Annotated in this window: 13 protein-coding genes and 1 pseudogene; 8 read left to right on the top strand and 6 right to left on the bottom strand. The window is 73.8% G+C overall.

The features are described from left to right. The first annotated feature begins 22 nt into the window (after positions 1 to 22). Positions 23 to 982, top strand: coding sequence for a LysR family transcriptional regulator (locus Ae717Ps2_RS18700; RefSeq protein ID WP_043278006.1), 960 nt, complete (start codon positions 23 to 25; stop codon positions 980 to 982). 9 nt (positions 983 to 991) lie between these two features. Here the strand turns inward: Ae717Ps2_RS18700 and Ae717Ps2_RS18705 are convergent, their stop codons facing one another. Next, the gene (locus Ae717Ps2_RS18705; RefSeq protein ID WP_083695147.1) at positions 992 to 1,426 is read right to left on the bottom strand and encodes an STAS domain-containing protein; all 435 of its coding nucleotides are present in this window, start codon (positions 1,424 to 1,426) and stop codon (positions 992 to 994) included. A gap of 142 nt (positions 1,427 to 1,568) precedes the next feature. Here Ae717Ps2_RS18705 and Ae717Ps2_RS18710 point away from each other — a divergent pair, with 142 nt between their 5' ends. After that, positions 1,569 to 2,936, top strand: a complete 1,368-nt coding sequence (locus Ae717Ps2_RS18710) for a mycothione reductase (RefSeq protein WP_075333663.1) — start codon at positions 1,569 to 1,571, stop codon at positions 2,934 to 2,936. On the opposite strand, the gene Ae717Ps2_RS18715 is transcribed toward Ae717Ps2_RS18710, so the two are convergent. Beyond that, entirely contained in the window at positions 2,933 to 4,093 is a 1,161-nt protein-coding gene (locus Ae717Ps2_RS18715; RefSeq protein ID WP_075311085.1) for a low temperature requirement protein A, read from the bottom strand. The two genes, Ae717Ps2_RS18710 and Ae717Ps2_RS18715, sit on opposite strands and share 4 nt — an antisense overlap. A 54-nt stretch (positions 4,094 to 4,147) precedes the next feature. Here Ae717Ps2_RS18715 and Ae717Ps2_RS18720 point away from each other — a divergent pair, with 54 nt between their 5' ends. The 4 genes from Ae717Ps2_RS18720 to Ae717Ps2_RS18735 all read left to right on the top strand — a co-directional run bounded on the left by Ae717Ps2_RS18720 (position 4,148) and on the right by Ae717Ps2_RS18735 (position 8,100). Continuing rightward, a complete protein-coding gene (locus Ae717Ps2_RS18720; RefSeq protein ID WP_170918313.1) occupies positions 4,148 to 5,302 on the top strand; it encodes a low temperature requirement protein A in 1,155 nt (384 codons plus the stop codon). A gap of 91 nt (positions 5,303 to 5,393) precedes the next feature. Further along, positions 5,394 to 5,747: a GNAT family N-acetyltransferase gene (locus Ae717Ps2_RS18725; RefSeq protein ID WP_075311083.1), complete on the top strand. Its 354-nt coding sequence runs from the start codon at positions 5,394 to 5,396 to the stop codon at positions 5,745 to 5,747. Next, positions 5,744 to 6,712, top strand: a complete 969-nt coding sequence (locus Ae717Ps2_RS18730) for a pirin family protein (protein WP_075311082.1) — start codon at positions 5,744 to 5,746, stop codon at positions 6,710 to 6,712. Before Ae717Ps2_RS18725 ends, Ae717Ps2_RS18730 begins: the two co-directional genes overlap by 4 nt. A 98-nt stretch (positions 6,713 to 6,810) precedes the next feature. Further along, positions 6,811 to 8,100: a DUF222 domain-containing protein gene (locus Ae717Ps2_RS18735; protein ID WP_075333664.1), complete on the top strand. Its 1,290-nt coding sequence runs from the start codon at positions 6,811 to 6,813 to the stop codon at positions 8,098 to 8,100. Between the two features lie 66 nt (positions 8,101 to 8,166). Here the strand turns inward: Ae717Ps2_RS18735 and Ae717Ps2_RS18740 are convergent, their stop codons facing one another. Beyond that, positions 8,167 to 8,442 carry an ACT domain-containing protein gene (locus tag Ae717Ps2_RS18740; protein WP_075311078.1) on the bottom strand — a complete coding sequence of 92 codons (276 nt, stop codon included), beginning with the start codon at positions 8,440 to 8,442 and terminating at the stop codon, positions 8,167 to 8,169. A gap of 187 nt (positions 8,443 to 8,629) precedes the next feature. Here Ae717Ps2_RS18740 and Ae717Ps2_RS18745 point away from each other — a divergent pair, with 187 nt between their 5' ends. Together Ae717Ps2_RS18745 and Ae717Ps2_RS18750 are read left to right on the top strand one after the other, a co-directional pair. Beyond that, positions 8,630 to 9,382, top strand: coding sequence for an SGNH/GDSL hydrolase family protein (locus Ae717Ps2_RS18745; RefSeq protein ID WP_075311076.1), 753 nt, complete (start codon positions 8,630 to 8,632; stop codon positions 9,380 to 9,382). Between the two features lie 115 nt (positions 9,383 to 9,497). After that, on the top strand, positions 9,498 to 10,139 hold the full coding sequence (locus Ae717Ps2_RS18750) for a cupin domain-containing protein (RefSeq protein ID WP_020621661.1): 642 nt from the start codon (positions 9,498 to 9,500) through the stop codon (positions 10,137 to 10,139). A gap of 27 nt (positions 10,140 to 10,166) precedes the next feature. Here the strand turns inward: Ae717Ps2_RS18750 and Ae717Ps2_RS18755 are convergent, their stop codons facing one another. The 3 genes and pseudogenes from Ae717Ps2_RS18755 to Ae717Ps2_RS18770 form a co-directional block, all read right to left on the bottom strand. Further along, positions 10,167 to 10,832, bottom strand: a complete 666-nt coding sequence (locus tag Ae717Ps2_RS18755; RefSeq protein WP_369804842.1) for a dihydrolipoamide acetyltransferase family protein — start codon at positions 10,830 to 10,832, stop codon at positions 10,167 to 10,169. A 316-nt stretch (positions 10,833 to 11,148) separates the two neighbouring features. Beyond that, a pseudogene (locus tag Ae717Ps2_RS38350) lies at positions 11,149 to 11,802 on the bottom strand (biotin/lipoyl-containing protein); the annotation flags it as partial. Beyond that, positions 11,799 to 12,767, bottom strand: coding sequence for an alpha-ketoacid dehydrogenase subunit beta (locus Ae717Ps2_RS18770; RefSeq protein ID WP_083696141.1), 969 nt, complete (start codon positions 12,765 to 12,767; stop codon positions 11,799 to 11,801). The pseudogene Ae717Ps2_RS38350 and the gene Ae717Ps2_RS18770, both read right to left, overlap by 4 nt. Positions 12,768 to 12,792 lie beyond the last annotated feature (25 nt).

The following is a 12,792-nucleotide window of genomic DNA, read 5'->3' on the forward strand; positions in this document are numbered from 1 at the left end:
GTCATAGCCGTAGGCTATGCATGTGACACTTCAGCAGCTCATGTACTTCGTCGCCGTGGCAAACGTGCGCAGCTTCACTCGGGCGGCCGACCAGGTCGGGGTCGCCCAGCCGACCCTGAGCCGCGCGCTGCGGGCGCTGGAGGACGAGCTGGGCTCCCCGCTGATCAACCGCGGGTCGGTCGTCACGCTGACCCCGGCCGGTGAGGCGGTGCTGCCACTGGCACGGAGGATGCTCGCCGACTCCGACATGGTCCGCACGACGGTGGCCGAGATGGTCGGCCTGCGCAGCGGCCGGGTCCGGGTCGGCGCGACGCCGTCGCTGTGCATCGGCGTGCTGTCCGACGTGCTGCGGGTCTTCCACGCCCGGCACCCCGAGATCGCCGTCGAGCTGGCCGAGGACGGCTCGCAGCCGTTGGAGGCGGCACTGGTCCAGGGCGCGCTGGACGTCGCCCTGGTCATCGTGCCCCCCGACGGGGTGGACCCGACGCTGCACACCGCTCCCCTGCTCCGCGAACGGCTCTCGGTCGCCTCCCCACGGGCACGCAGGCCGCTGACCCCGCGCGGGTCGATGACCGTCTCCGAGCTCGCCCGCCACGACCTGGTGATGGTGCGCCAGGGCTACGACCTGCGGGAGGTGACCCTGCGGGCCTACGCGGTCGCCGGGGTCACGCCGCGGATCGCGGTCGAGGGCGGCCAGATGGACGCCGTGCTGCGCATGGTCGAGGCCGGCACCGGGGTGGCGGTGGTGCCGGACCTGACGTTCATCGGGCGGCCGCGGCTGCGGCGCACGGTGCTCAACCCGGCCATCCACCGCACGGTGGCGCTGGCGCGCCGCGCCGACATCGCCCCCACACCGGCCGTCATCGCCTTCGCGGACACGCTGCTGGAGCACATGTCCGACACCTCGGCGTCGCTGCGGGAGGGCACGACCGACGTCCAGGTGCTGCACCGGCACCGGACCGGCCGGGAGCTGCTCGGCTGAGGACCGGGGTCAGTCGGGAACCGGGAACAGCGGGGCGCGGCCGTCGGGGGTCTCCGGCGGCGGGTGCGGGTCGAGCACCCGCAGGTGCTCGCAGGTGCCGGTGACCTGCAGGACCCGGCGGACCTGGCGGGCCGCGCCGCAGTACAGCTCCAGGACCACCCCGGCCGCGACGGCGGCGTGCCGGCAGTCGAGCAGCACCGAGATCCCGGCCGAGGCGAACACGCCCACCCCGGACAGGTCCAGCACGATCCGTGGGGCCGCGGCGAGCCAGTCGCCCACCTGCTCGGCCAGGAACGGCGCGGTCGCGAGGTCGACGTCGCCGACGGCGTGCAGCACCACCGGACCCGACGGGTGCGGCACCGCCTCCAGGGTCAGACCACCGCCCTCCGCGGTCGCGGCGGACAGGCCGGGCACTCCCCCCGGGCCCTCCGTCGGATCGGTCATCACCGGCCGCCTCCCGCGGGGCGCCGCGCCACCGCCGCAGTCAGGGTGCCAGTGCGGTGCCGGTACCGCACGCCGATCGCCCGGTGACGGCCCCGCCCGGCGTCGACGCGCGGGAGGGCGCCGGTCTTCCTAGGCTCGGCGGGTGGCCCATCACGATCTCGCAGTCGTCGGCACCGGATCCGGGAACACGATCGTCGACGACCGGTTCGACGGTCTCGACGTCGCCCACGTCGAGGCGACCCGGTTCGGCGGGACCTGCCTCAACGTGGGCTGCATCCCGACCAAGATGCTCGCCCACACCGCCGAGGTCGCCGAGACGGTCCGCGCGGCGTCGACCTACGGGGTGGACGCCCGGATCGACCGGATCCGCTGGAGCGACATCCGGGACCGGGTGTTCTCCCGACTCGACCCGATCGGCGACGAGGGCCGCGACCACCGCCGCGACCACGGCACCGTCTACGACGGCACGGCCCGCTTCACCGGGCCACGCGCGATGGCGGTGGACCTGGCCGACGGCGGCACCGCGGAGTTCACCGCGGACCGGATCGTGCTCGCCGTCGGCGGGCGACCGGTGGTCCCGCCGCCGGTCGCCGACTCGGGCGTCCCGTTCGACACCTCCGACACGATCATGCGGATCGACGAGCTGCCCGGGCACCTGGCGATCATCGGCGGTGGCTACATCGCAGCGGAGTTCGCGCACGTGTTCGGCGGGCTCGGCTGCGAGGTCACGCTCGTCGAGAGCGCCGACACCCTGCTCGGCGGGATGGACGAGACCGTCGTGGCGCGGTTCACCGACGCCGCCCGCGAGCGCTTCACCGTCCACACCGGACGGACGGTGGAGAGGGTCACCGGCGGTGCGGGCGACGTACGGCTGCATCTCGACGACGGCACCGAGGTGCGGGCCGACCGGCTGCTCGTCGCGGCCGGGCGCCGCCCGAACTCCGACCGGCTCGACCTGGACCGGGCCGGGATCGACACCGACGACGCCGGCCGCGTCGTCGTCGACGCCCACGGCCGCACCACCGCCGACGGGGTGTGGGCGCTGGGCGACATCTCGTCCCCGCACCCGCTCAAGCACGTCGCGAACCACGAGGCCGAGGTCGTCGGGCACAACCTCGCCCACCCCGACGACCTGCGCGAGGTCGACCACGGGTTCGTCCCGGCCGCGGTGTTCACCACCCCGCAGATCGGCACCGTCGGCCGCACCGAGCAGCAGTGCCGCGAGGAGGGCCTGGAGTTCCGCGTCGGGTTCCACGAGTACGCCGATGTCGCCTTCGGCTGGGCGATGGAGGAGCAGCGCGGGTTCTGCAAGGTCCTCGTCGCCCCGGACGGCACGCTGCTCGGGGCGCACCTGCTCGGCCCGCAGGCGTCGACGCTGGTCCAGCAGCTGGTGCAGGCGATGGCGCTGGGCGTGACCGCGCAGCGCCTCGCCGACGTGCAGTACTGGATCCACCCCGCGCTGAGCGAGGTGCTGGAGAACGCGCTGCGCGACGCCGCCGACCCGGACTAGGCGCGCCGCTCGGTCAGCTCGGTGGCCACCGCCAGGCCGATCACCACGGCGAGCACGACCAGCCCGATCGCGATCGCGGGCAGGGCGTGTCCGGCGACCAGCGCGACCACCGCAGCCACCACCAGGATCGCGGCGGCCACGTAGCGCGACCGCCCGACCGTCCCGGTGCGGCCCTGCAGGTAGAGCTTGTTGCCCGCGAGGTAGAGCAGCGGACCGCCGACCGAGGTCAGCACCAGCGCCGGGGTGTTCTCCGGGTGCGTGAGGTGCAGGTCGATCGCCACCGCGAACAGCACCGCCCCGGCCACCATCAGGCCGTGCGCGTAGGCGAACGCGGCCCGCGCCGCACGGGTCGACCCGTCGCCGGAGCTCGCCCGGGTGCCGTGCCCGGCGAGCGCGAAGTAGGACCACCACAGCGCGACCAGACCGGCGAAGCCGAGCAGGGTGATCACCACTGCGTAGGGGGTCACGTCCTCCATCTCCGACAGCGTGAAACCCATGATCAGGATCGACTCGCCGAGCGCGATGATGAACACCAGCCGGTTGCGCTCGGCGAGGTGCTCCACGTCGGTCGGCCACTCGTCCATCGGGGTGCGCCCGAGCCCCGGCACCCGGAACTCGAACCGCGGCCCGGCCATGTCGACGGCGACGGCCAGCACCCAGACGACCAGCCGCGCCACCGGCGGTAGGAACGCGCCGACGACGACGAGCACGGACGCGGCCGTGCTCCACACCAGAAGGTTGCGGTAGTTGCGGGCCATGACGTGCCCGCGCATGGTCACGACGAGGAACAGCGGGCGCCCGATCTGGGCGGCGGCGAAGCACAGTGCGAACAGCAGCCCGGACTCGCCGAACGCGCCCGGCAGGGCCAGCGCCATCCCCAGCGCCGCCAGCATCAGCCCGGCGTTGAGCATCCGGACCGACGGGCGTCCCGGGTCCAGGTAGTTCATCGCCCAGGCCGAGTAGTTCCACAGCCACCAGACCGCGGCGAACAGCACCGCCGTCTCCAGCGCCCCGATCGGGGTCAGGTGGTAGAGCAGGGTGTGCGAGACCTGGACGATCGCGAACACGTAGACGAGGTCGAAGAACAGCTCGATCGGAGCGACCTCGGAGTCACCCTCCCGTCGCAGCACCCGCGGCCGAATGTCCGGTGTGGTCATCGGTGGGCTCCTTTCCCGTGTCGGCGCTGCCGAAGGGTAGTGCGGCGCGCAACGATGGGCGGTGTGAACCTCGGTCTGCGCGAGATGCGCCCCCGCGATCCGGACGAGCCCCACCGGGTGGCCAGCCCGCTGGAGCTGTTCTTCGACCTGGTGTTCGTGGTGGCGGTGTCGCTGTCGTCGGCGGCGTTGCACCACGAGGAGTCCGGCGGGCACGTCGGCGCCGGGGTCGGGTCCTACCTGATGGTGTTCTTCGGCATCTGGTGGGCCTGGATGAACTTCACCTGGTTCGCCTCGGCCTTCGACGTCGACGACTGGCTCTACCGCGCCACCACCCTGGTCCAGATGGCGGGCGCGCTGGTCATGGCCGCGGGGACGCCCTCGGCGATGGCCGGTGAGGGCTACGGCGTGCTCGTCGCCGGGTACGTGGTGATGCGGCTGGCGATGGTCACGCAGTGGCTGCGGGCGGCGCGGTCGCACCCCGCGCTGCGGACCACCGCGCTCCGCTACGCGGGCGGCATCGCCGTCGTCCAGCTGCTGTGGATCGCCTGGGTGCTCGTCGCCCCGCACCCGGTGTGGTTCGTCGTGCTGGCACTGGCCGAGCTGGCGGTCCCGGTGGTCGCCGAGCGTGCGCGGTCGACGCCGTGGCACCCGCACCACATCGCCGAGCGCTACAGCCTGTTCACCCTGATCCTGCTGGGTGAGTCGATCCTGGCGTCGACGACGGCCGTGGTCGACGCGCTGTCCTCCGCCGAGCACCTCGGCCCGCTGCTGGTGCTCTCGGCGTGCGGGCTCGTGCTGGCAGCGGGCATGTGGTGGGTCTACTTCGCCCACAGCCAGCACGAGCACCTGCGGGCCATGCCGCGGGCGCTGGTGCACGGCTACGGCCACTACCTCGTCTTCGCCGCGGCCGGCGCCTTCTCGGCGGGCATCGAGGTGGCCGTCGACGTCGACACCACCGGGACCGGGCTGTCCGCCGCCGCGGCCGGGGCGACGCTGACCGTGCCGGTCGCGCTGTTCGTCCTCGGGGTGTGGGCGCTGGCGCTGCGCCCCGTGCTCGCCGCCGGCCGCAGCGCCGCCGTCGTCCTGCTGGCGGTGCTGCTGGGGCTGTCGGCGTTCGCGCCGTTCACCCCGGTCGTGGCCGCGGTGGTGATGGTGGCGGTGGTCGTGACCGTCGAGACGGCCCCCGCCCGGAACACCGTCGCCGCATGACGGGTTCGGAGACGTCAGGGGCCGGCACCTGCGGGAGCCGGTGAACCTGCGCCGCGTGGTGCGGCGCCGCGCGTCCTGAGAGGCTGAGTACATGTCCGGCGACACCGACCACGACACCGACCACGACACCGTGGTCACCCACGACACGGGCCACCACCGCTACGAGATCCTGATCGACGGCACCGTGGTCGGCAGGGCCGAGTACGTCGACGACCACGGGCAGCGGATCTTCCACCACACCGAGGTCGATCCGGAGCTGTCCGGGCGCGGGCTCGCGAGCACCCTGGTCCGGTTCGCGCTGGACGACACCCGCACCGCCGGGAAGCGGATCGTGCCGGTCTGCCCGTACGTGCGGCGCTGGGTGTCGACCCATCAGGGCTATGCCGACATCATCGACCCGGTGACGCCCGACGCCGTCGCCGCCGTCCGGAGGAGCGCGCGGTGAGCAACGTCGAGACCGCGCCGGAAGAGGTCGTCTGCGGGGGCGACGCCGCCGACGGGGAGCTGGTGACCCCGCGCGACGTGCCGCTGGGCGGGCCGCGCGCGATGACGGTGCGCCGCACGCTGCCGCGGCGCACCCGGTCGCTGATCGGGGCCTGGTGCTTCCTGGACCACTACGGCCCGGACCGGGTCGCCGACACCGGTGGGATGGCCGTGCCGGGGCATCCGCACACCGGGCTCGCGACGGTGTCGTGGCTGTTCACCGGCCGGGTCGAACACCGCGACACCACCGGCGCGCACGCGATCGTGCGCCCGGGTGAGCTGAACCTGATGACCGCGGGATCCGGCATCGCGCACTCGGAGTTCTCCACCCCCGACACCGAGGTGCTGCACGGGGTGCAGCTGTGGCTGGCGCTGCCCGCCGCCCACCGGGAGACCACTCCCCGCTTCGAGCACTACGCACCGCCCCGGGTGCAGGCCGGGGACGCCGCGCTGCGGGTGTTCCTCGGATCGCTGGCCGGGTCGTCGTCGCCGGTACCGACGTTCACCCCGCTGCTCGGCGCCGAGGTGGTGCTGCCCGCCGGCGCGTCGGTGACGCTGGACGTCGACGCCGGGTTCGAGCACGGTGTGCTGGTCGACACCGGCTCGGCGCAGGTGAGCGGCACCGCGACCGCGGCCGCCGAGCTCGTGTACCTCCCGCCGGGCCGGACGACCCTGGACCTGCACGCCGGCGACGACGGCGCCCGCCTGGTGCTGCTCGGCGGGGAGCCGCTGGGCGAGCAGATCGTGATGTGGTGGAACTTCGTCGGCTCCACCCACGACGAGGTCGTGGCCTTCCGGGAGCAGTGGCAGGACGAGCGTGCCGCCGGGGGGCGGGACGGTGGCCGCTTCGGGATGTTCCCGGACGCGTGGGAGTCGACGTTGCCGGCGCCGGAGCTGCCGAACGCGCGGTTGACTCCTCGCGGGTAGGCGGGGCATGACTCTGCTGCCCTGTCCTCGCAGGTCAGAGATTCGCGATTGCGAACGAAAACTAGCGACCGAACACGTGTTCGACTATCGTCGACAGTGTGACCGCGACCCAAGAGCCACCCGACCATGCCACCGGCGTGGGCCCGGGTGGGTCCCCGACCGGTGACCTCGATCTGTTCCGATTTCTCCTCGACCACGCCCACACCGCCGACACCTCTGCGCTGACAGAGACGGACCTGATCGACCAGATCCAGCAGATCGAGTCGCTCCAGGCCTCCCTCGCCGCACTGCAGGCGAGTCGGATCCGGGCGTTCGCCCGGGCCCACGTCGAGAACCACCTCACCGACGACCGGACCGACGGGACCGACCGCGCCCGGACCGACCCCGAGCGGCTCCACCGCAGTGTCGTCGCCCAGATCCAGCTCGCCTGCCGGATCTCCACCACCGAAGCCCGCACCCGCCTCGCCAACGCCCGCGACCTGCACACCGGACTCGACCACATCCGCGGCCTGCACACCGCCGGACAGCTCAGCGCCGCGAAGGTCACCGCGATCGCCGTCGAATGCCGCGACCTCGACCCACACCGGCGCAGGCAGGTCGACACCCGCCTCGCCGCACACGACCTCACCCGCTACGGCATCGGGCGCCTGCGCGCCATGACCCGCCGCCTGGTCGCCGAGATCGCCCCCGAACGCTTCCGGGCCCGCGTCCACACCGCCGCGGCCGAACGTCGGGTCACCCTGCGACCGGCACCGGACGCGATGAGCTACCTCACCGCCTACCTCACCGCCGCACAGGGCGCGGCCTACCTCGCCGCACTCCAGAAAGCCTTCATCCAGGTCCAGGTCGACCCGGCACCGTTGACCCGCAGCCGCGGGCAGATCATGGCCGACACCCTGGTCGAACGCCTCACCGGACAGACCACCGCAACCGCGGTCAACCTCGAAGTCCAGGTCACCGTCCCCGTCCAGGCCCTGCTCGACCCCACCTCCCCACTCCCCGCGGAGATCCCCGGCCTCGGCCCCATCCCGGTCGAGCTGCTCGCCACCAGCGAAGGCACCGCATCACTACGCCGCCTGCTCACCGACCAAGGTCTGGTCATCGGCGGCGACTCACGCCAACGCACCTTCACCGGACTCCTCTCCACCCTCGTGAAAGCCCGAGCCGGGAACCGGTGCACCGAGCCCTACTGCGACGCCCCCGCCCGCCACATCGACCACATCCACCGCGCCACCGACGGCGGACACACCGAACTCGACAACGGACGCGGACTGTGCGAGTTCCACAACCACATCCGCGAACAACCCGGATGGCACGTCACCCGAACACCCGACGGAGCCGTCGTCACGACCACACCCACCGGGCACACCTATCGCGGACCGGACTGACCGGATGATGCGTCTCCATCCGGCGGGCACGAGGGCCCGGCGGTGAACGACGGCGCCGCGCCCGGCTCAGCCCAGGTCGGCGCGTACCACCGGCACGACCCGGCGCAGCTGCTCGAGCAGCAGGTCGGCGGCCCGGCCGTCGTGGGCGACGACGAGGTCGACCCGGCTGATCTCGGCTGACATGTCGACCTGCAGCGAGCGGACCTTCCAGCGGCGCGACCGCAGCATGGTGAGGACCTTGTAGAGGCCGTCATCGGCATCGGTCAAGAGCAGCGAGACGACGTGGCCGTGCTCGGCGGGATCGGTCCCGGTGCGGGCGCGCTCGGCGGTGGGGGCGTTCATCGGATCTCCGGTGTTCGAGGGCGAACGTCAGGATCCGGCCAGGTCCGGCGGGCACCACGTGCCACGCGCCGGCTCCCTGGGTTCAGCCGGCGCGCCGGGTAATGATCCGACCGCGCACGGGTCGAGGGTAACAGCCGTCACCACCCCCGGGCGGAGCCGTGGTGACCGCGACGCGGATGCTGGCGCCGTGCGGTACGTGGCGATCGGGGACAGCTTCACCGAGGGCGTGGGCGACGAGGACGCGGCAGGTGTCCCCCGCGGCTGGGCCGACCGGGTCGCCGCCGGGCTGGCCGGTGCCTCCGGTGAGCCGGTGCACTACGCGAACCTGGCCGTACGAGGCCGGCTGCTGGCCGACGTCGTCGGGCCGCAGCTCGATGCCGCACTGGCGCTGGACCCCGCACCGACCCTGATCACCCTCAACGGCGGGGGGAACGACATGCTCCGCCCCCGCACCGACGTCGCGGGGCTCGCCGCGCTCACCACCCGCGCCGTCGACCGCTGCGCGGCGGCCGGGGTCCGGCTGGTGCTGCTCAGCGGTGCCGACCCGTCGGACCGGCTTCCACTGGGACGGGTCGTCCACCGCCGCGGCGCGGAGCTGTCGGCGGCGGTGCGCACGCTCGCCGCCACACGCGGACTCACCTTCGTCGACGTGTTCGGCGACGCCGAGATCCGCCGGCCCGGCTACTGGTCGGACGACCGCCTGCACCTGGGCACGCCCGGGCATCTGCGCGCCGCGGGAATCGTGCTGGAGGCGCTCGGTGTGCGTGGGGCGACGCCCGCGACGACCGTCGCCGCGGACCCGCCGACCGGACCGGCCGCAGCGCTCGCCTACTACCGCACCCACGTCCTGCCCTGGGTCGGACGACGTCTGCGGGGCCGGTCGTCCGGGGACGGCCGTCCGGCGAAGGCTCCGTCCTGGACGGTCGTCCCGGCGCGCTGAGCTGCGCCGATCCGTGACTGCGCAATCACGGAAGCCGCTGAAAGTGATCACCCCGATGGATCACCGTCCGCCATACCGTTGCGACTGGCAACGATTTCGGCGGAAGGAGAAGACCATGACGGGGATCAGCAGGCGACGGGCCCTGGGCGCGGGTGTCGCAGGGGTGGCGGGGATGGCGGGACTGGCCGCCACGGGCGGGACCGCCGGGGCGGGTGCTCCGACGCCGCCGCGGACCGGGCAGCCCGGCCACCTGTTCCACCTCGCGGCGACCGAGCCCAACAACTTCGACGGCGGATGGCTGCGCGGGGCGAACGAGCAGAACTTCCCGGTGCTCGCCGGCCAGCAGGGGTCGGTGTACCTGGCCCACCTCGACCCCGGCGGGATCCGCGAACCGCACTGGCACCCGACCGCGTGGGAGCTGAACTACATCGTCTCCGGCACCGCGAAGTGGACCATCCTCGGCACCCACCCCGACGGCGAGTACCACAACGACGTCTTCACCGCGGAGCGCGGTGACCTCGTGTTCGCGCCGACGGGCCTGTTCCACTACTTCGAGAACGCGTCGACGACCGAGCCGCTCGACGTGCTCATCGTGTTCAACACCTCGACCGCCGAGCCGGACGACGACATCGGCATCGTCGGCAGCCTCAACGCGATCCCCCGGGACGTGCTGGCCGCGTCGTTCGGGGTGCCCGAGTCGGCGTTCGCGCAGGTGCCCCAGCGGATCGAGCCGGTGGTGATCACCCGCCGCCGCTGAGCACCGGGCGCGCTCAACCGGGCGCGCTCAGAGGTCGGCGAGCGCGGACAGCGGCGACTCGACGGCGTCGGCGACGAAGCGGAGGAATCCGCCCGCGGTGCCGCCGTCGCAGACCCGGTGGTCGAACACCAGCGACAGCTGGGTGATCGACCGCGGGACGACCGCGCCGTCGACGACCCACGGCCGCGGCAGCACCCGTCCGACGCCCAGCATCGCGACCTCGGGATGGTTGATGATCGCGGCGCTGCCGTCGACGCCGAGCACCCCGTAGTTGTTCAGGGTGAACGACCCTCGGGTCAGCTCGGCGGCGGTGACCGAGCCGTCCCGGGCCGCCGCGGTGAGGCGGCGGATCTCGGTGTCGAGGCCGCGCATCCCGAGACGGTGGGCGTCGGCCACCGAGGGGACGACCAGGCCGCGGTCGGTCTGCGCGGCGATGCCGAGGTGCACCCCGTCGAGGTGCACGATCTGCGCGGACCCGGTGTCGACGCGGGCGTTGAGCTCGGGGAACCGGGCCAGACCGGCGACGACGAACCGCGCCAGGATCGCGAGCAGCCCGACCGGACGGCCGTCGGCGCCGGTGAGCTGCTGGCGCAGGGCGAGCAGGTCGGTGGCGTCGACGTCGACCCAGGTCGTGGCCTCGGGGATCTCGGCGCGGCTGCGGGTCAGGGTCTCGGCGACGGCGCGGAGCGGCACGACCTCGCGGACCGCGAGCCCGGTGCGGGGGTCGCGGTCCGGCGCGGCCGGGGTCGGACCGGTCGCGGTCGGTCCGGTCGCGGTCGCGGTCGGTCCGGTCGCGGTCGGTCCGGTCGCGGTCGGTCCGGTCGCGGTCGGTCGGTCCGGTCGCGGCCGTCGCCATCGCGGCCGTGCCGGTCGCGGCCGTCGCGGTCGGGACGGTGGCTCGTTCCGCAGCGGCGGGCGGCGGGGCGGCGGCGGTCGGTGCGGCAGCACGGGCCGCGGCGACGGCCACGTCGTGGCGCAGCACCATCCCGCCGGGTCCGGTCCCCTCGACCGTCGCGAGGTCGATGCCGTGGTCACGGGCCAGCCGCCGCACCACCGGCGACTGCACCGGCCGACGCTCGCCCGGTGCGCCGTCGGCGGCCGACGTCGCCACCGGGACCGCGGATGTCGCTGCCGGGACCGCGGACGGGCGAGCCGACGCGGGGGCGTCCGCGGGTACGGCGGCCGTGGGTGCGGCGGCCGCGGGAGTGGCGGCCGCGGGAGTGGCGGCCGCGGGAGTGGCGGCCGCGGGAGTGGCGGCCGCGGGAGTGGCGGCCGCGGGAGTGGCGGCCGCGGGAGTGGCGGCCGCGGAGGCGCGCTTCACCGCCCGGCGACGCCGGCGGGCCCCCTCGTGCCCGCCGGTCGTCCCGTAGCCGATCAGGACGTTGCCCGACCCGGCGTCCCCGGCGGCCCCGGCGGCCTCAGTGGCGTCCCCGACCGACACCAGCGGCTCCCCGACCCGCAGCGTCTCGCCCTCCGCGCCGTGCCGGGACAGCACCGTGCCCGCGTACGGCGAGGGCACCTCGACCACGGCCTTCGCCGTCTCCACCTCGGCGACGGGCTGGTCCACGCCGACGGTGTCCCCGTCGGCCACGAGCCAGCGGACCAGCTCGGCCTCGGTCAGCCCCTCCCCCAGGTCGGGCAGGGTGAACACCTGCGCGCTCACGCCGCGTCCTCCCAGCCGAGCGAGTCGACCGCGTCGAGCACCCGGTCCACCCCGGGCAGGTGGTGCTGCTCCAGCTTCGGCGGCGGGTAGGGCACGTCGAACCCGGTCACCCGGCGCACCGGCGCCTCGAGGTGGTGGAAGCAGCGCTCCGAGACCCGGGCGGCGATCTCCGAGGCGACCGAGGCGAACCCCGGTGCCTCCGCGACGACGACCGCCCGCCCGGTCCGGCGCACCTGCGCGCAGACGGTCTCGTCGTCGAACGGGACGATCGACCGCAGGTCGACCACGCCCAGGTCACGGCCCTCCAGAGCGGCCTCCTCGGCGGCGGCGAGCGCGACCGGGACCGTCGGCCCGTAGGCGATGAGCGTCGCGTCGGCCCCGGGGCGGCGGACGACGGCACGTCCGATCGGTGGCACCGGCACCGCCGTGTCGACCTCCTCGGAGGTGAAGTAGTGCTTCTTCGGCTCCAGGAAGATCACCGGGTCCGGGTACTCGATCGCCGCGCGGAGCAGGCCGTGGGCGTCGGCGTTCGTGGCCGGGGCGAGCACGGTCAGCCCTGCGGTGTGGGCGTAGTACGCCTCGGAGGAGTCGCAGTGGTGCTCGACGCCGCCGATCCCGCCGGCGTAGGGCACCCGGATGACCATCGGCAGCCGCATCCGGCCCGAGGTGCGGTTGCCGAACTTCGCGACGTGGCTGACGATCTGCTCGAACGCCGGGTAGGCGAACGCGTCGAACTGCATCTCGACGACGGGCCGCAGCCCGTTCATCGCCATCCCCACCGCCGTGCCGACGATGCCGGACTCGGCGAGCGGGGTGTCGAAGCAGCGGTGCTCGCCGAACTCGGCGGTGAGCCCGTCGGTGACCCGGAAGACCCCGCCGAGCGGGCCGACGTCCTCCCCGAACACGACGACGGTCGGGTCGGCGGCCATCGCCTCGCGCAGCGCGGTGTTGATCGACTGCGCCATCGTGAGCTTCACGGGACCGGTGTGC

Source organism: Pseudonocardia sp. Ae717_Ps2, assembly GCF_001932475.1.
Taxonomy (GTDB): Bacteria; Actinomycetota; Actinomycetes; order Mycobacteriales; family Pseudonocardiaceae; genus Pseudonocardia.

Excerpts from the sequence above, each read along its gene's own strand:
- Ae717Ps2_RS18705 (WP_083695147.1), bottom strand. The coding sequence starts at position 1,426 with ATGACCGATCCGACGGAGGGCCCGGGGGGAGTGCCCGGCCTGTCCGCC.
- Ae717Ps2_RS18715 (WP_075311085.1), bottom strand. The coding sequence starts at position 4,093 with ATGACCACACCGGACATTCGGCCGCGGGTGCTGCGACGGGAGGGTGAC.
- Ae717Ps2_RS18720 (WP_170918313.1), top strand. The coding sequence starts at position 4,148 with ATGGGCGGTGTGAACCTCGGTCTGCGCGAGATGCGCCCCCGCGATCCG.
- Ae717Ps2_RS18725 (WP_075311083.1), top strand. The coding sequence starts at position 5,394 with ATGTCCGGCGACACCGACCACGACACCGACCACGACACCGTGGTCACC.
- Ae717Ps2_RS18740 (WP_075311078.1), bottom strand. The coding sequence starts at position 8,442 with ATGAACGCCCCCACCGCCGAGCGCGCCCGCACCGGGACCGATCCCGCC.
- Ae717Ps2_RS18750 (WP_020621661.1), top strand. The coding sequence starts at position 9,498 with ATGACGGGGATCAGCAGGCGACGGGCCCTGGGCGCGGGTGTCGCAGGG.
- Ae717Ps2_RS18770 (WP_083696141.1), bottom strand. The coding sequence starts at position 12,767 with ATGGCGCAGTCGATCAACACCGCGCTGCGCGAGGCGATGGCCGCCGAC.